Origin of the sequence: Methylobacterium hispanicum (assembly GCF_022179285.1) — a bacterium.
Lineage (GTDB): Bacteria > Pseudomonadota > Alphaproteobacteria > Rhizobiales > Beijerinckiaceae > Methylobacterium > Methylobacterium hispanicum.
The window spans coordinates 92,541-109,696 of sequence record NZ_BPQO01000018.1 but is presented as its reverse complement, the minus strand read 5'-3'; the positions used below and the strand labels follow the sequence as shown (position 1 = coordinate 109,696).

The 17,156-nt window shown below is 71.3% G+C and carries 13 protein-coding genes; 9 read left to right on the top strand and 4 right to left on the bottom strand.

The features are described 5' to 3' along the window. Nucleotides 1-58 precede the first annotated feature (58 nt). Nucleotides 59-1,945, bottom strand: coding sequence for a methanol/ethanol family PQQ-dependent dehydrogenase (locus MFF56_RS19880; RefSeq protein ID WP_066918702.1), 1,887 nt, complete (start codon nucleotides 1,943-1,945; stop codon nucleotides 59-61). Between the two features lie 359 nt (nucleotides 1,946-2,304). On the opposite strand from MFF56_RS19880, the gene MFF56_RS19875 reads away from it, so the two are divergent. Next, nucleotides 2,305-3,153, top strand: a complete 849-nt coding sequence (locus MFF56_RS19875) for a trypsin-like serine peptidase (protein WP_082772829.1) — start codon at nucleotides 2,305-2,307, stop codon at nucleotides 3,151-3,153. A gap of 429 nt (nucleotides 3,154-3,582) precedes the next feature. On the opposite strand, the gene MFF56_RS19870 is transcribed toward MFF56_RS19875, so the two are convergent. The 3 genes from MFF56_RS19870 to MFF56_RS19860 all read right to left on the bottom strand — a co-directional run bounded on the left by MFF56_RS19870 (nucleotide 3,583) and on the right by MFF56_RS19860 (nucleotide 6,308). Next, on the bottom strand, nucleotides 3,583-3,849 hold the full coding sequence (locus tag MFF56_RS19870) for a hypothetical protein (RefSeq protein ID WP_066921572.1): 267 nt from the start codon (nucleotides 3,847-3,849) through the stop codon (nucleotides 3,583-3,585). A gap of 103 nt (nucleotides 3,850-3,952) precedes the next feature. Beyond that, nucleotides 3,953-4,978 carry a histone deacetylase family protein gene (locus MFF56_RS19865; protein WP_066921574.1) on the bottom strand — a complete coding sequence of 342 codons (1,026 nt, stop codon included), beginning with the start codon at nucleotides 4,976-4,978 and terminating at the stop codon, nucleotides 3,953-3,955. Nucleotides 4,979-4,997: 19 nt separating this feature from the next. Then, nucleotides 4,998-6,308 (bottom strand): MFS transporter, encoded by a 1,311-nt coding sequence (locus MFF56_RS19860; protein WP_238230641.1) that lies wholly within the window; start codon nucleotides 6,306-6,308, stop codon nucleotides 4,998-5,000. Between the two features lie 228 nt (nucleotides 6,309-6,536). Here MFF56_RS19860 and MFF56_RS19855 point away from each other — a divergent pair, with 228 nt between their 5' ends. From MFF56_RS19855 to rutB, 8 genes are all read left to right on the top strand, one after another. Further along, the gene (locus tag MFF56_RS19855; protein WP_066919913.1) at nucleotides 6,537-7,019 is read left to right on the top strand and encodes a DUF882 domain-containing protein; all 483 of its coding nucleotides are present in this window, start codon (nucleotides 6,537-6,539) and stop codon (nucleotides 7,017-7,019) included. A gap of 180 nt (nucleotides 7,020-7,199) precedes the next feature. After that, nucleotides 7,200-10,847 (top strand): bifunctional proline dehydrogenase/L-glutamate gamma-semialdehyde dehydrogenase PutA, encoded by a 3,648-nt coding sequence (gene putA, locus MFF56_RS19850; protein ID WP_238230639.1) that lies wholly within the window; start codon nucleotides 7,200-7,202, stop codon nucleotides 10,845-10,847. Nucleotides 10,848-10,948: 101 nt separating this feature from the next. Beyond that, complete coding sequence (locus tag MFF56_RS19845; protein WP_238230638.1) at nucleotides 10,949-11,941, top strand: ABC transporter ATP-binding protein; 993 nt, start codon at nucleotides 10,949-10,951, stop codon at nucleotides 11,939-11,941. Nucleotides 11,942-11,972: 31 nt separating this feature from the next. Then, nucleotides 11,973-13,247, top strand: coding sequence for an ABC transporter substrate-binding protein (locus MFF56_RS19840; RefSeq protein ID WP_066920391.1), 1,275 nt, complete (start codon nucleotides 11,973-11,975; stop codon nucleotides 13,245-13,247). A 31-nt stretch (nucleotides 13,248-13,278) separates the two neighbouring features. After that, the gene (locus MFF56_RS19835) at nucleotides 13,279-14,223 is read left to right on the top strand and encodes an ABC transporter permease (RefSeq protein ID WP_066920389.1); all 945 of its coding nucleotides are present in this window, start codon (nucleotides 13,279-13,281) and stop codon (nucleotides 14,221-14,223) included. Nucleotides 14,224-14,228: 5 nt separating this feature from the next. Beyond that, nucleotides 14,229-15,119: an ABC transporter permease gene (locus tag MFF56_RS19830; RefSeq protein WP_066920386.1), complete on the top strand. Its 891-nt coding sequence runs from the start codon at nucleotides 14,229-14,231 to the stop codon at nucleotides 15,117-15,119. A gap of 179 nt (nucleotides 15,120-15,298) precedes the next feature. Then, nucleotides 15,299-16,396: a pyrimidine utilization protein A gene (gene rutA / locus MFF56_RS19825; protein ID WP_066918204.1), complete on the top strand. Its 1,098-nt coding sequence runs from the start codon at nucleotides 15,299-15,301 to the stop codon at nucleotides 16,394-16,396. Then, a complete protein-coding gene (rutB, locus tag MFF56_RS19820; RefSeq protein WP_066918202.1) occupies nucleotides 16,396-17,145 on the top strand; it encodes a pyrimidine utilization protein B in 750 nt (249 codons plus the stop codon). The genes rutA and rutB overlap by 1 nt, the downstream gene beginning before the upstream one ends. Nucleotides 17,146-17,156: the final 11 nt, after the last annotated feature.

Below are 17,156 nucleotides of genomic sequence, written 5' to 3'. Positions count from 1 at the left end.
TGGCTTGGGAAACCCCGCCGGCTGAGAGCCGGCGGGGCGTCCGTTCGCTGAGCGGGCCTTACTTCTTGGCGGCCTGCTGCTCGTACTCGCCGACGTTCGGGTCGTCGTAGGGGTTCTTGCCGTCGAGCGAGAACACCATCACGCCGCCGCCCATCTGGGTGTAGTTGGCGAGCTTCTTGAAGGCTCCGACCGCGCCGAGGCCGGCGGTCGGGTCGGCGAGGTCGAACACCAGGCCCACGCCCGGCCATCCGCCGACGCCGTAGTAGATGGCGACGTACTGCGTGCCCTTGTGGCTGTAGGTCATCGGGTAGCCGATCGCGCCCGACGGCAGCTTGTGCTTCCAGAGCAGGTCGCCGTTGTCGGAGTCGCGGGCCTTGATGAAGCCGTCGAGCGTTCCGTAGATCACGAGGTTGCCGGCGGTGGCCGTCGTGCCGCCCCAGACCGCGAAGCGCTCCATCTTCTCCCAGTTGAACTTGCCGGTGATCGCGTTGTAGCTCTTGATCTGGCCAAGTCCCTCGTAGTTCTGCCGGTCACCCTTCGGGCCCGGATACATGTTCAGCGTCGCGCCGACGAAGAACTGACCCGCCCGGTAGGGCAGCATGAAGGGCTCCCAATCCATGCAGATGTGGTTGATGCCCATGAAGAAGGCCTGACGCTTCGGATCGTACGAATCGTGGCCCTGGTTGTGGTAGCCCATCGCCGAGGGGCAGATGTCCTTGGCGAGGTGGTCCATCCGGGTGCCGTACTCGGGGTCGCGCACCGGCTGGCCGGTCTTCAGGTCGACCGACTTGAACACGTTGACGGTATCGTCGATCTTGTCGGCCGAGACGAGCGAGCCGTCCGTCCGGTCGAGCGTGTAGACGATGCCGTTGCGGTCGGGGTGGGTCAGAAGCTTGCGCATCTTACCCGACTTGTCCTTCTGCTCGGACAGCATCATCACGTTGACGCCGGCATAATCCCACTCGTCGTGCGGGGTCTTCTGGTAGCCGAACTTGGCCTCGCCCGTGTCGGCGTCGCGGCCGAAGATCGTCATCGTCCACTTGTTGTCGCCCGGACGCATGGTCTCGTTCCACGGCGCCGGGTTGCCGGTGCCGAAGTAGATCAGGTTCGTGCCCGGGTCGTAGGCGTACCAGCCCCAGTTGGTGCCGCCGCCGATCTTCCAGGCGTCGCCCTCCCAGGTCGCGGTGCCGAGGCCCTTCTGGCCGTAATGGGCGTTCTTGATGTTGAAGTCGTCGGCCAGCAGCAGGTCCTTGTCCGGACCCGTGGCGTAGGCGCGCCACTTCTGCTCGCCGGTGCGCACGTCGTAGGCGGTGAGGTAGCCGCGCACGCCGAGCTCGGCGCCCGAGGAGCCGATGATCACCTTGTCCTTGACCACGTAGGGGGCGATGGTGAGCGTCGAACCGACCTTGATGTCCGAGTTCTCGACCTTCCACACCGTCTCGCCGGTCTCGGCGTTGAGCGCCGCGACGTTGCCGTCGAGCTGCGTCTTCAGGATGAGCGCGGGCACCTTGCCGTCGCCCGGCCAGTAGGCGAGGCCGCGGTTGACGAGGTCGCAGCAGGCGACGGCGCGCGCGGCCGGGTTCTGCTTCGGCTTGTCCTGCCACAGGATCCGGCCCGGATCGTTGAGATCGAGCGCGAAGGTGTTGTTCGGGAACGAGGTGTGGACGAACATCTTGCCGTCCACCACCAGGGGCGCGCCCTCGTGGCCGTTGAGCAGGCCGGTCGAGAAGCTCCAGGCGGGCTTGAGGTTCTTGACGGTGTCCTTGTTGATCTGGGTCAGCTCGCTGTAATTGTTCGAATCGTAGTTCTTGCCGGGCATCACCCAGTTCTCGTCGCTCTTGGCCATCTCGACGAGCTTGTCGTTCGCCTGTGCCGTCGCGGCGAGGCCGAGGGGCGCCATCGCCATCACGGCGAGCACCGAGACCGAATTCAGAAGCCTCAACATGTGCGTCTCCTTGCCGTCTCGTTCCGTCTCTCGACCCCGTGGTCTCGCGGAACCTCTAGCGTCGGAAGTCTGAAGCAGATCCGGGATCAGTCCCGACATCTCCGCACTTTCTAAGAAGAGAAGCTTGCGTTCTTATCTTATGAAGTGCTTATTACTGCCTCAGTCCCCAATATTTCTAAGACGAAGGATCGGCGCGTGTCTGCGGGAAGGCGGTCATTTTAGGCCGGGAGCATCCGGCAAGTCGCGCCTGTGCTTTGGGCATGTGGCAACACGGTTCTTGACCGGCTCGGCGCCCGCGCCAACACTCGGGTGACGAGGGGTGCGGCAACGGTGCACCGGCGGCGCGGGGGGCTGAAACGATGAGGGCAGTGCGCGCGCGCCGGCCGCATTCCGGGTCCGGGATCGCCCTCGCACTGGCCCTCGCGCCGCTCGGCCCGCTCGCGCCCTCCGTCGCCGCCGCGCCGGATGCGGCGCATGTCCGGGAGGCCGCGCTCTACCCGCGCGACGGGCGCCGCGAGATGGGGGGCGAGGATCATCGGCGCTTTCCCGGGGCGGGCGTGCTCTGGTGCCGGCGCTCGGACGGCGTGCCCCAGAAGGCCGCCGCCGCGTGGCTCGTCGGCGCGCCCGATCTCGTGGTGCTGAACGCCCACAATTTCCGCGATCGGCGCCTCGCCGTCACCCGCGCGGTCTCGGATTGCCACTTCCAGATCGGCGGGCGGAACTACGCTTTCGTGGCCGCCTCGCTGCAGATCGGCACCGCGCCCGACGCGCAGGCCCTCCACATCACCGACGACTGGGCGCTGCTGCGCCTCGCCGGCCCCGTCGAGGGGGTGCGGCCGCAGCCGGTGCCGGCGGCGCCCGACCTCGCGCTCGGGCCGGTCTCGATCCCGGTCACGATGGTCTCACCCGGGGGGCACGGCAATTTCGAAGGGGGCAGCAGCCTCGAATCCTGCACGATCCACTTCGTCGATCCGCCGGGCGAGGACGCCATCCGGCGGGTGCGCCACGATTGCAACGACGGGTACGGCGGCTCGGGATCAGGGCTGTTCGACGAGGGCGGCCGCCTCGTGGCGCTCCAGAGCGCGTCGCTCTCCATGAACTCGCGGCGGCCGTTCGACGTGGAGTTCCACTACGGCTCGGCGATGCTGTTCGAGGGCGCGCTCCTGGCGGCGATCCGGGCGGTGGCGGGGGACAGGCCGGCGCCGTGAGGACGGGGGCTGCGGCGTAGGACCGCGCGAGGGCGGCTCAGGAAAAGGCTCGTTCGCCGAAGCTTCCACCGCTCTCCCTCCCCCTCTGCGGCAGGGCGATCGCATATGCCGAGCGAGCCTAGCCCCGGTCAGGCGCGGGTCCCCTCTCCCATAGGGAGAGGGACAGGGTGAGGGGTATGAGGTTTCGGAGTGTGGCGCTGTCCTGAACGCGCGTCGATGGCGTGCTCAGATCTGAAAGGTCATACCCCTCACCCCAACCCTCTCCCTATGGGAGAGGGGGCGCGGCGCGGTTCCAGTGGCGATCGAGGAGACGACCCCCGCCATATGCGATCGCCCTGCCTCTGCGGAGAGGGAGAGCTTGGCGGGCGTCGGCACACTCCGCTCAAACCCGGTCGCGGCGCGTCGGGAGAGAGGATACGCGCCCCGAACTCAGCGGCTGCTGCCGCCGCCGTTCGCGCTGCCCTGGGGCACGCCGCGCTCGGGCTGGCCGGCATTGCCGCCTGCGGCCGAGTTCGTGGTGGCGGTCTCCGCGCCCGTGCCGCCGCGGGAGATCACGACGTCGGGGGTGTTGCCGGTGGTGTTGGGCTGGGTCGTCACGGTGCCGCCCGCCGGGGGCGCGGCCGTGGTCGCGGGCTGCGCCAGCGCGGGACCGGCCACCAGGACGGCGAGGATGGCGAGCGGGCGTGCTTTGATCATCGAGTGCTCCGAGGAATCGTTACGGTCACGGATGCAACTGCGACGTGTGGCCATGGTTTCACGGACGCGACCGAACGTCCCGCAACACCGCGGGCGGGCCGCCTCAGGCGCGGGCCGCTGCGAAGCCCGTGAAGAAGCGCCGGGACAGATCGGTCAGGGCTTCGATGCAGTAGCCGCCCTCCTGCACGACGAGCGTCGGCAGGCGAAGGCCGCCGACCGCCGCACCCAGGCGCGCGAAACCCTCCGCGCCGACCGCCACCTTCGCCTGGGGATCGCCCGCGTAGATGTCGAAGCCGAGCGACAGGACGAGGGCGTCCGGGCGGTAGAGGTCGAGCGCCCGCAGCGCCCGCGCGAGTTCGCCGAAGAACACCGCCTCGTCGGAGCCGTGCGGCATCGGCAGGTTCAGGTTGTAGCCCTCCCCTGCCCCGCTGCCGCGCTCCTCGGCGAAGCCCGCCACCGCGGGGTAGAAGTTCGTCGGGTCGCCGTGGATCGAGACGTAGAACACGTCCGCCCGGTCGTAGAAGATCTCCTGGATCCCCTGGCCGTGGTGCATGTCGGTGTCGAGGATGGCGACCCGGGGGTGGCGCATGCGCAGGCGCTCGGCCGCGACGGCCGCGTTGTTGAGGAAGCAGAAGCCGCCGGCCGCCTCGCGCCGCGCGTGGTGGCCGGGCGGTCGGCAGAGCGCGTAGGCCTCCCGCGCGCCCGCGTTCAGCGCGTCGGCGCCCGCGATCGCGCATTGCGCGGAGGCGTAGGCCGCCTGGAAGGTACCGGGACCGATCGGGGCGCTGCCGTCCGCGATGTAGCGCCCGGCCCGCGCCAGCACGCCGCGCAGGGCGTTCGGCTCGCGCACGAAGATGTTCGAGACCACCTCGTCCCCCCAGTCTGGGCCGAGCGCCGTCCAGTCCGCGTGCGCGTCCTGCAGGAAGCGCAGGTAGTCCATCCCGTGCACGGCGAGGATCGGGCCTGCGCCGGCGTCGGGCGGCTCCGCCACGGGGAAGCCGAGGTCGCGCACCGCGGCGAGCAGCGCCGGCTCGCGGGCGGGCACCTCCTGCGGCTCGCGCATCTGCCCGCGGGAGAAGTAGCTGCGCGGGTGGTGGAGCGCTTGGTCGGGGTGGTGGAAGGTCTTCATCCGGTCCTCCTCTCGGGGCTCAGGCCGCGCGCAGCATCTGGCGCTCGCGCGGGGCCCGTAGCGCCAGGACCGAGACCAGCGAGATCGCCGCGATCGCGCTGAACAGGAGGGCCAGCGGCCACCACGCGCCGCCGGCCCGCTCGGCGAGGATCGTGCCGAGGATCGGGGTGAGGCCGCCGAAGATCGCGCCGCTGAGCTGGTAGGCCATCGAGATGCCGGTGTAGCGCGTGCGGGTCGGGAAGGCGTCGCTGACGTAGCCCGCGATCACCGCGTAGAAGGCGCCGAGCCCGGCCACCGCGAGGCCGACGCCGAGCGTGAGGCCGGTGAGCGTGCCCTGATCGACCAGGGTGAACATCGCGTAGGGGGTGAGCACCGAGACCGCCGCGGTGGCGACGAGGAAGCGGTGCACGCCGACCCGCTCGGCGATGTAGGCCGAGAGCGGCGTGATCAGGAACTGCATCACCGAGACGATCAGCAGGCAGTCGAGCACGAGGGCGCGCGGGATCTTCAGGTAGGTCGTCGTGTAGGCGATCATGAACGTGTTGGTGAAGTAGAAGCCCGCGATGCCGAGCACGTTGGCGCAGATCGCCAGCGCCAAGAGGCCCGGCGCGCCGCGCAGCACCTCGCCGAGCGGGGGCGCCGCCGCCTGCGCCTGCGCGAGCCGGCGCCGCCGCTCGGCGAGGAAATCGGGCGATTCGCTGACGCCGAGCCGGATGGCGAGCCCCACCACCAGCATCACGGCGCTGAACCAGAACGGCACCCGCCAGCCCCAGGCGAGGAAGTCGGCGTCCGGCAGGGTGGTGACCAGCTTGAACATCAGCATCGACAGGATCAGCCCCGCCGGGCTGCCGAGCTGCGCGAAGGAGGCGAAGAAGGTGCGCCGGTCCCGGGTCGGCGCGTGCTCGCCCGCCATCAGCACCGCCCCGCCCCACTCGCCGCCGACCGCGATGCCCTGGACGAGGCGCAGGGCGACCAGCAGCACCGGCGCCCAGATGCCGGCAGTCTCGTAGGTCGGCAGGCAGCCGATCAGCACCGTGACGACGCCCATCATCAGCAGGGTGATGATCAGCGAGGTCTTGCGCCCGACCCGGTCGCCGAGATGGCCGAACACCGCCCCGCCGAGCGGCCGCGCCAGGAAGCCGACCGCGAAGGTGCCGAAGGCCGCAAGCGTCCCGTAGAACCCATCGACCTGCGGGAAGAACAAGCGGCCGAAGACCAGGGCGGCGGCGGTGCCGTAGACGTAGAAGTCGTACCACTCGATCATCGTGCCGACGAAGGCGGCGATGGATGCGCGCACCGGTTGGTGCACGCCGTCTGAAGCCTGTGCCATCGTTCCCCGTCGTCTCCCCCGCCGCAGCACCGGCCGCACGCGTGGCCGCGATCATAGGCGGGTGCCCGCCCGCAGGCGGGCACCCGCCCACCGGCGGGCATCAGGCCAGCCCCCGGCCGCCGGATCAAGGGCGCGGGCCTGCAACCGGGGCGTGTGCCCGCTCCGGTTGACCCCGCCGGAGGCTTCCCCTAACCCGCCCGCCTTCTCCAACAACCAAGGGATGACTGGATGCGGATCCGGATCGCGCTCGCCTGCCTCGCCGCCCTCTCGGGCCTCTCGACGGCCGCCCAAGCCCGACCAATTCACGCCCGACCCGCCACGAGCTACGTCTCCTTCCAACCCCAGGTCCGCGGCCTCGGCTGCCTGCAGCCCCGCACCCGCGCGATGATCGCCCGGCTGACCGCCCGCGTCGGACCGATCCAGATCACCTCGACCTGCGGCGGGCGCCACGCCCACAACTCGCAGCACTATCGCGGCGCGGCGGTCGACTTCCGGCCCCGCGCAGCCTCCGTCGCCCGCACGCTCGCGGCTTTGCGCGGCATGCCCGAGGTCGGCGGCATCGGCTCCTATCCGGGCGGCCTCATCCACGCCGATACGGGCCCGCGCCGGCTCGCCTGGCACGGGAGCGCCCGCCACCGCGTCGCCCGGGCGCATCGCGGCTACGCGCGCTACGCGGTTCGGCGCGGGTCGTCCCGGTCGGGCTCCGTCTGATACGGTCTTCGGCCGAACCATGCGCCCGGAAGCCGTCTGATCCGCAGTCCGGGGTATTTTTCGGGATGCCGAGGGATATCCTCCTCCCTGCGCGCGGGGGAAGCCGCACCGATCGAGGCGGCGGCCCCTGGCTCCGCCTGCGGCGGGTGGTAAGCTCCGGCGCGAGGAGGCCGCCGGACGATGACCGAGATCGCAGGTTCGCCCTTCGCCGACCTCGCCGGGCCACCGGCCCCGGGCGACCCGCTGCGGGCCCGCATCCGCGCCGCCGGCCGTCGATCCGAGCCCGAATGCCTGCTGCCGCTCCTCGCCGAGGCCGCCCCGACCCCGGCCGAGGAAGCCGTGGCCGGGCCGCTCGCCCGCCGCCTCGTCGAGGCGCTGCGTGCGCGGGGGCAGCGCGGCCCGGTCGAGAGCCTGATGCGGGAATACGACCTCTCGACCCGCGAGGGCGTCGCGCTGATGTGCCTCGCCGAGGCGCTGCTGCGCATCCCCGACGCGGCGACCCGGGACGCGCTGATCCGCGACAAGGTCGGCGGCGGCGACTGGCAGGCCCATCTCGCCCATCCCGCCTCGCTCTTCGCGGGCGCGGCGACCTGGGGGCTCGTGGTGGCGGGCGCCATCCTGGCGCCCGACGCGCCGGAGGGGCTCGGGCCCGCGCTGACCCCCCTGCTGCGCCGGGGCGGCGAGCCGCTGGTGCGGGCCGGGCTCGACCGGGCCATGCGGGTGCTGGGCGGCCAGTTCGTCACCGGCCGCACCATCGCCGAGGCGCTGGCGCACGCCGCGCCCTGGGAGGCGCGGGGCTTCACCCACTCCTACGACATGCTCGGCGAGGCGGCGATGACCGCGGCCGACGCGGACGGCTACGCGGCCGCCTACGCGGAGGCCGTCGCGGCGATCGGCGCGGCCTCGGCGGGGCGCGGGCCTTATGCGGGGCCGGGCATCTCGATCAAGCTCTCGGCGCTCCACCCCCGCTACACCCGCGCACAGCGCGAGCGGGTGATGGCCGAGCTCCTGCCCCGCGTCGCCGACCTCGCCGCGGCGGCGCGCGCCGGGGACATCGGCCTCAACATCGACGCCGAGGAAGCCGACCGGCTCGACCTCTCCCTCGACATCCTGGCGGCGCTCGCGGCGGATCCGCGGCTCGCCGGCTGGGACGGCCTCGGCTTCGTGGTGCAGGCCTACGGCCGGCGGGCGCCGGCCGTGATCGACATGGTCGTCGATCTCGCCCGGCGGACGCGGCGCCGCCTCATGCTCCGCCTCGTCAAGGGCGCCTACTGGGACACCGAGATCAAGCGCGCCCAGGTCGAGGGGATCGGCGAATTCCCGGTCTTCACCCGCAAGCTCCACACAGACGTCGCCTACCTCGCCTGCGCGCGACGACTGCTCGCGGCGCGGGACGCGGTCTTCCCGCAATTCGCCACCCACAACGCCCGCACCCTCGCCGCCGTGCTGGCGATGGCGGGGCCGCGGTTCCGGCCCGGCGACTACGAGTTCCAGTGCCTGCACGGGATGGGCGAGGCCCTCTACGGAGAGGTGGTCGGCCCGGCCAAGCTCGACCGGCCCTGCCGCATCTACGCGCCGGTTGGCAGCCACGAGACGCTGCTCGCCTACCTCGTGCGCCGGCTTCTGGAGAACGGCGCGAACGCCTCCTTCGTCCACCGGATCGGCGACCCCGCGGTGCCGGTGGCGGAGCTGGCCCTGGACCCGGTCGCGGAGGCGATGGCGCTCGTCCCGCCCGGCGCGGCCCATCCCGGCATCCGCCAGCCCGGCGCGTTGTTTCCGGACCGGGCGAACGCGTCCGGCTACGACCTCGCCGACGAGGACGTGCTGGCGGACCTCGCGCGCGGCCTCGCGGCGGCGGCTCGCGTGCCGGCCGAGGCCGGGCCGCTCCTCGGCGACGGGCCGGGCACGGGCGAGGCCCGCCCGGTCGCGAACCCGGCCGACGGGGCCGACATCGTCGGGCGGGTCGTGGAGGCCGACGCGCGGACCGTGGAGGCCGCGCTCGTCCAGGCCGCCTCCGCCGATTGGGCCCTGACGCCTCCGGACGCGCGCGCCGCGATCCTCGAGCGCGCCGCCGACCGGATGGAGGCCGAGCCCCACGCGCTGCTGGCCCTGATGATCCGTGAAGCCGGCAAGAGCCTGCCGAACGCGATCGCCGAACTGCGCGAGGCGGTCGATTTCCTGCGCGCCTACGCGGGTGAGGTCCGGCGGGACTTCGCGAACGACACGCACCGCCCGCTCGGACCCGTCGCCTGCATCAGCCCCTGGAACTTCCCGCTGGCGATCTTCACGGGGCAGGTCGCGGCCGCGCTCGCCGCCGGCAACCCGGTCCTGGCCAAGCCCGCCGAGGAGACGCCGCTCACCGCCGCGCGCGCCGTCGCCATCCTGCGCGCGGCCGGGGTGCCGCCGGACGCCCTCCAGCTCCTGCCGGGCGACGGCGCGGTCGGGGCGCGTCTCGTCGCCGACGCGCGCGTCTGCGGGGTGATGTTCACCGGCTCGACCGAGGTCGCCAAGCGCATCCAGGCCGCGCTCGCCGGGCGGCTCGGGCCGGACGGGCGCCCGGTGCCGCTGGTGGCCGAGACCGGCGGCCTGAACGCGATGGTGGTGGATTCCTCCGCGCTGCCCGAGCAGGTGGTGGCCGACGTGCTGGCCTCCGCCTTCGATTCGGCCGGCCAGCGCTGCTCGGCCCTGCGGGTGCTCTGCCTGCAGGCGGAGATCGCCGACCGGGTGCTCGCCATGCTGAAGGGCGCGATGGCGGAACTGCGCGTCGGCGACCCGGCCCGGCTCGCCACCGATGTCGGCCCGGTGATCTCGGAGACGGCGCGCACGGGCATCCTCGACCACGTGGCACGGATGCGCGCGCGGGGCCGGCCGGTCCACGCCCCGTCCCTGCCGCCGGAGACCGCGGCCGGGCACTTCGTGGCCCCGACGCTCGTCGAGGTCGCCGACCTCGCGGCGTTGGAGCGCGAGGTGTTCGGGCCGGTGCTGCACGTGCTGCGCTACGAGGCGGCGGGGCTCGACGCGCTGCTCGCCGGGATCGCGGCGACCGGCTACGGCCTGACCTTCGGCGCGCACAGCCGCATCGACGCCGCAGCCCGGCGGATGGCCGACGCGGCGGAGGCCGGCAACATCTACGTGAATCGCAACATGATCGGCGCGGTCGTCGGAACGCAGCCCTTCGGCGGCGCGGGCCTCTCCGGCACCGGCCCGAAGGCCGGCGGCCCGCTCTACCTGCGCCGCTTGCTCGCCGCCTGCCCGGCCGAGACCGGCCTCGCCGCGGACGCGCCGATCCCGGCCCCCTTGCGGGACCTGCGCGACGCGCTGCGTCGGGAGGGCCGCACGGCGGAGGCGGCCCTCGCCGAACGGACGGCGGCCCACTCGCCACTCGGCCACGGCGCGCTCCTGCCCGGCCCGGTCGGCGAGGAGAACCGCTACGACCTGCTCCCGCGCGGGACGATCCTCTGCCTGCCGCTGACGGAAGCCGGCCTGCACGCCCAGCTCGCCGCCGCGCTCGCCACGGGCAACCGGGTGCGGCTCTGCGCAAGGGACGTCTTGCGCAGCCGGGTCGCGGACCTGCCCGAATCGGTTCGCACCGTGATCGACCTCTCGGACGCGCCCGATCCGGCGGGCTGCGCGGCGGTCCTCGCCGAGGCGGAAGGAGCCGCGCTCGAAGCGGTGCTGCACGCGGTCGCCGAGGGCGCGCCCGCCGTGATCCCGGTCCACACGGCGGTGGACGGCCTCTACCCGACCGGATGGCTCCTGCGCGAGCGCAGCCTCAGCATCAACACCGCCGCGGCCGGAGGCAACGCGAGCCTGATGGCACTGGGGTGAGTCCGGCTCGGAGGAGCGTGCGCGGGGCCCGCAGCGGGGTGAGGATCCGATCCGTGCCTCGGCTGGCCCGCCCCTTGCTGGACCTGCCGCGGGAGAGACGCATGGAAGTCGAGCTGATCCGCCTGACGAAGCGCTACGGCGGCACGGTCGCCGTGGACGGGATCGACCTCAAGGTCCGCTCCGGCGCCTATTGCTGCCTGCTCGGCCCCTCGGGCTGCGGCAAGACCACGACCCTGCGGATGATCGGCGGCCACGAGACGGTGTCCTCCGGCGACGTGGTGATCGGCCCGCGCGCGGTGGGCGACGCGGCGCCCTCTGAGCGCGGCACCGCGATGATGTTCCAGAGCTACGCCCTCTTCCCGCACCTCGATTGCCGCGACAACGTCGCCTTCAGCCTGAAGATGCGGGGCGTGGGCAAGGCCGAGCGCCGCGCCCGGGCGCTGGCCATGCTCGACCTCGTGCAGATGGCCCACCTCGCCGAGCGGATGCCGGCCCAGCTCTCCGGCGGCCAGCAGCAGCGCGTGGCGCTCGCCCGCGCCCTCGTCACCGGCCCGAAGGTCCTGCTCCTCGACGAGCCGCTCTCGGCCCTCGACCCGTTCCTGCGGGTGCGGATGCGGACCGAGCTGAAGCGGATCCAGGCGGAACTCGGCCTCACCTTCATCCACGTCACCCACAGCCAGGAGGAGGCGATGGCGCTCTCCGACCTCGTGGTGGTGATGAACGGCGGCCGCATCGAGCAGGCCGCCGACCCGCGCACCGTCTTCGAGCGGCCCGCCACCGCCTTCGTCGCCCGCTTCATCGGCGGCCACAACGTCATCCGCCTGCCCGATGCCGGCGAGATCGCCGTGCGCGCCGACCGGATGCGCCTCGGTCCGGAGGCGGGCGCCGAGGCCGTACCGGCCCGCGTCGTATCGATCGAGTACCAGGGCACCAGCGTGCATGTCGGTCTGGAGGCGGACGGCCTCGGCGGCCGGGAGCCCGCCGCGCTCACCGCCATCATCGACGACGGCGCCTACGCCGCCCGGCCGCTCGCCCTCGGCCAGACCGTGCCGCTCGGCTGGGACGAGGCCGCCGCCCACCGCCTGAGCGCCTGATCCGTTCTCTCACCTGCGTCGAGGACCCCGCATGACCACCACGATCAAGCTCAGCCGCCGCACCCTGCTCCGCGGGGCGGGTGCCGCCGGGCTGACGCTCGGTGCCGGCCCGATCACCGGATTCCCGAACGTGATCGCCGCCGAGCCCGTGACCCTGCGCTACCTCGGCACCGCCGTGAACCAGTCCGGCGACATCGCCCGCAAGGTCAAGGAGGATCTCGGCATCACCATCGAGTACATCCCCGTCGTCACCGACGAGGTGACCAAGCGCGTGGTGACGCAGCCGAACTCTTTCGACCTCCTCGACACGGAGTATTTCAGCCTCCGGAAGCTCATCCCGTCCGGCAACATCCAGGGCATGGACGCCCGCCGGATCAAGCAGGCCGACAACATCACGCCGGTCTTCACCCGGGGCGAGGTGGGTAGTAAGAAGATCGGCGACCAGGGCACGGCCCCGAAGAAGGTCTTCTACCTGGAAGGCCAGAACGCCAAGACCTTCGCCGGCTCGGCCACCGAGTGGATCACCCTGATCCCCACCACCTACAACGCCGACACCCTCGGCATCCGCCCGGACCTGATCAAGCGCCCGGTCACGAGCTGGCGGGAGCTGCTCAACCCCGAATTCAAGGGCAAGGCCTCGATCCTCAACATCCCCTCCATCGGCATCATGGACGCCGCCATGGTGATCGAGGCCAGCGGCGACTACACCTATCCCGACAAGGGCAACATGACGAAGGCCGAGATCGACCGCACCATCAAGGTGCTGATCGAGGCCAAGCGCGCCGGCCAGTTCCGCGCCTTCTGGCAGGATTTCAACGAGTCCGTGAACCTGATGGCGTCGGGCGAGACGGTGATCCAGTCCATGTGGTCGCCCGCCGTGACCAAGGTGCGCTCGCAGGGCGTGGCCTGCACCTACCAGCCGCTGAAGGAGGGCTACCGGGCCTGGGCCTCGGGCTTCGGCCTGCCCAAGACGCTCACGGGCCGCAAGCTCGACGCGGCCTACGACTTCATCAACTGGTTCCTCTCCGGCTGGGCCGGCGCCTACCTCAACCGCCAGGGCTACTACTCGGCGGTGCTGGAGACCGCCAAGGCGCAGATGGAGCCCTACGAGTGGGCCTACTGGATGGAGGGCAAGCCCGCCGAGCGGGACATCAAGGGCCCGGACGGAAGCGTGCTGGAGAAGGCCGGCGCCACCCGCGACGGCGGCTCCTTCGAGGCGCGCATGGGCGGCGTCGCCTGCTGGAACGCGGTGATGGACGAGAACACCTACATGGTCCGCAAGTGGAACGAGTTCATCGCGGCGTGAGGGCGCCCCGGTGTCCCGCGGGGGCGGAGCCATGACCGAGGCCGCCCTGCCCGCCCTCGCGGACGCGCCCATCGCGCCGGCCGCCGCGAGCCTTGCCGCGAAGACCCGACGACGGCGGGCGCTGGCCTACGTCCAGGCGGCGCCGATGGCGCTGGTCTTCGGGTTCTTCTTCCTCGTGCCGCTCCTCCTGACCCTGATGGTCAGCTTCTGGGAGTACAACGAGTACGAGATCATCCCCGCCTTCACGCTGCAGAACTACGTCGACGTGTTCGAGGGCTGCCTCGACACGGGCAACGCCTGCACGACCCTGCGGACCTACCTCTCGACGCTGAAGTTCTGCGCGCTCACCTGGGTCTTCACCCTGCTGATCGGCTTCACGGTGGCGTATTTCGTCGCCTTCCACGTCCGCTCGCGCAACGTTCAGATGGTGCTGTTCCTCGTCTGCACCATCCCGTTCTGGACCTCGAACGTGATTCGGATGATCTCGTGGATCCCGCTGCTCGGCCGCAACGGCCTCGTCAACGACACGCTGATGGGGCTGGGGCTGATCGCGCGGCCGATCGAGGGGCTGCTCTACTCCGACTTCGCGGTGGTGCTGGCCTTCGTGCACCTCAACACGGTCTTCATGATCGTGCCGATCTTCAACAGCATGGCGCGCATCGACCGCGCGCTGATCGAGGCGGCCTACGACGCCGGCGCCACCGGCTGGCAGACCCTGTGGAACGTGGTGATCCCGCTCGCGAAACCCGGCATCGCCATCGGGTCGATCTTCGTGATCACGCTGGTGATGGGCGACTTCGTCACCGTCGGCGTCATGGGCGGCCAGCAGATCGCCTCGGTCGGCAAGATCATCCAGGTGCAGATGTCGGCGCTCCAGCTGCCCGCGGCGGCCGCGAACGCCGCGGTGCTGCTCGGCGCCGTGATGCTGATGATCGTCGCGATGACGCGGCTCATCGACCTGCGCAAGGAGCTGTGAGCCAGATGACCGACCGGCCCCGCACCCCCGCCTTCTACGCGCTTGCGGCCTTCTTCGCCCTGTTCGTCGCCTTCCTGTACGGGCCGACGCTGACCATCCTGGTCCTCAGCTTCCAGGGCCCGCAGGGCGGCCTGACCTTCCCGATGAACGGGGTCTCGACGCACTGGTTCGGCAAGCTCTGGGCGGGCTCCGGCATCGTCGACATCTGGGGCGCGCTCTGGCGCTCGCTCCGCCTCGGCCTCGTGGTGATGGGGCTCACCGTCGGGATCGCGTTCTTTGCAGGGTTGGCCTTCCGCAAGCGCTTCGCCGGCGAGGGCGCGCTGTTCACGGTCGCGGTGGCGAGCCTGATCGTGCCCTCCATCGTGGTCTCGCTCGGCATCGGGTTGGAGTTCCGGCTCCTCGACGACGCGGTGAAGTGGCTGGCTGCCGAAACCGGCTGGGGCTGGCTGCAGGAGCATGGCACGCTGATGGGGCTCTACACCTCGGCGCTCGGCGCCCATCTCACCTGGACGCTGCCCTTCGGCCTCCTGATCATGTTCGCGGTCTTCAACCGCTTCGACCCGGCCTACGAGGAGGCCGCCCGCGACCTCGGCGCCACGGGCGCCCAGACCCTGCGCCACGTCGTGGTGCCGATCCTCGGGCCCTCGCTCGTCGGCGTCGCGCTGTTCGGCTTCACCCTGTCCTTCGACGAGCTCGCCCGCACCAGCCAGGCCATCGGCGGCCGCAACACCCTGCCGCTGGAATTGCAGGGCCTGACCACCACCGTGACGACGCCGGAGATCTACGCGCTCGGCACACTCACCACCGGCCTCTCCCTCGCGGTGATCGCCGCGGCGCTCGGCGCCAGCCTGTACCTGCAGCGGCGCAGGGCCAGGCGGGGGCTGCGGCTCGGGTGAGTCTCGCCGCGCGCGCGGGCAGGCCCCGCCTATCCCGCGGGCAGCCCGCGGAGAGTTTGTGCAAATGGCCGAGCGCCGCGATTTGACGTTTGACCACCCGGCTCGATTGGCCAACCTTACTCGATGGGACAAGTCTTCGGACGGCTCCTGCGCTGCACGAGGTGACTATGACCGAGCCTATGGAGATCGGCGTCTTCATCCCGATCGGAAACAACGGCTGGCTGCTGTCCGAGAACGCGCCGCAATACATGCCGAGCTTCGCGCTGAACAAGGCAGTGACGCTGAAGGCGGAAGGGTACGGGCTCGATTTCGCCCTCTCGATGATCAAGCTGCGCGGCTTCGGCGGCAAGACCGAGTTCTGGGACCACAACCTCGAATCCTTCACGCTGATGTCGGGGCTCGCCGCCGTCACCAGCCGGATCAAGCTCTACGCGACCGCGCCGACCCTGTGCCTGCCGCCGGCGATCGTCGCCCGGATGGCCTCGACCATCGACTCGATCTCGAACGGCCGCTTCGGCCTCAACCTGATCACCGGTTGGCAGAAGCCAGAATATTCCCAGATGGGCCTCTGGCCGGGCGATGAATATTTCGCCCGCCGCTACGAGTACCTGTCCGAGTACGCGCAGATCCTGCGCGACCTCTGGGAGACCGGCCGCAGCGACCGCAAGGGCGCGTTCTTCCAGATGGACGATTGCCGCCTGAGCCCGCGCCCGCAGGCGCCGATGAAGCTGATCTGCGCCGGCCAGAGCGGCGCCGGCATGGCTTTCGCCGCGACCCATGCGGACTACAATTTCTGCTTCGGCAAGGGCGTCAACACCCCGACCGCCTTCGCGCCGACCGTGGCGCGGCTGGAGGAGGCGCGGGCGAAGACCGGCCGCGCGGTCTCGTCCTACGTGCTGTTCATGATCATCTCGGACGAGACCGACGCGGCGGCCGAGGCCAAGTGGGAGCACTACAAGGCCGGGGCGGATCAGGAGGCGATCGCCTGGCTCGGGCTCCAGGGCCAGGCCGACACGAAGTCCGGCGCCGACACCAACGTGCGCCAGATGGCCGACCCGACCTCGGCGGTGAACATCAACATGGGCACGCTGGTCGGCTCCTACGCCACCGTCGCGCGGCTCCTCGACGCGGTGATGACGGTGCCCGGCACCGGCGGCGTGCTCCTCGTCTTCGACGACTTCCTCGCGGGGCTCGACGCCTTCGGACAGCGGATTCAGCCGCTGATGGAGACGCGCCGGCACGTCGCGGCCGCCGCACCGATGGCGCAGGTGGCGTGATGGGGGACGAGGCACCGGCCGGATACCGCGACCCGGCGGGCCGCTACGGCGGCGTGGTCCTCCCCGCGCGCCCTGAGCCGATCGCCCTCGATCCGGCCATGAGCGCGCTCATCGTGGTCGACATGCAGAACGCCTACGCCAGCGCGGGGGGGTATCTCGATCTCGCCGGCTTCGACGTCTCGGCGACCGGGCCCGTGATCGAGCGGATCGCCCAGGCCGTCGCCGCCGCGCGCGCGGCCGGCATCTTGGTGATCTGGTTCCAGAACGGCTGGGACGCCGACTACGTCGAGGCGGGCGGCCCGGGCTCGCCGAACTGGCACAAGTCGAACGCGCTCAAGACTATGCGGCGGCGCCCCGAGATGAACCAGCGGCTGCTGGCCAAGGGGAGCTGGGACTATGAACTGGTCGATGCGCTGAGGCCGGAGCCGGGCGACATCGTCCTGCCCAAGCCCCGCTACAGCGGCTTCTACAACACCCCGCTCGACAGCATGCTCCGGGCGCGCGGCATCCGCAGCCTGATCTTCACCGGCATCGCCACCAATGTCTGCGTGGAATCGACCCTGCGCGACGGCTACCACCGCGAGTATTTCGGCATCGTGCTCGCCGACGCCACCCACCAGGCCGGGCCGCCGAGCCTGCAGGAGGGCGCGCTCCGCAACATCGAGACGTTCTTCGGCTGGGTCTCCGACGTCGAGGCCCTGACGGCGGCGCTCGCTGCGGAACCGAGCCGCGCGGCCGAACGGGCCTGAACAGGGAAACG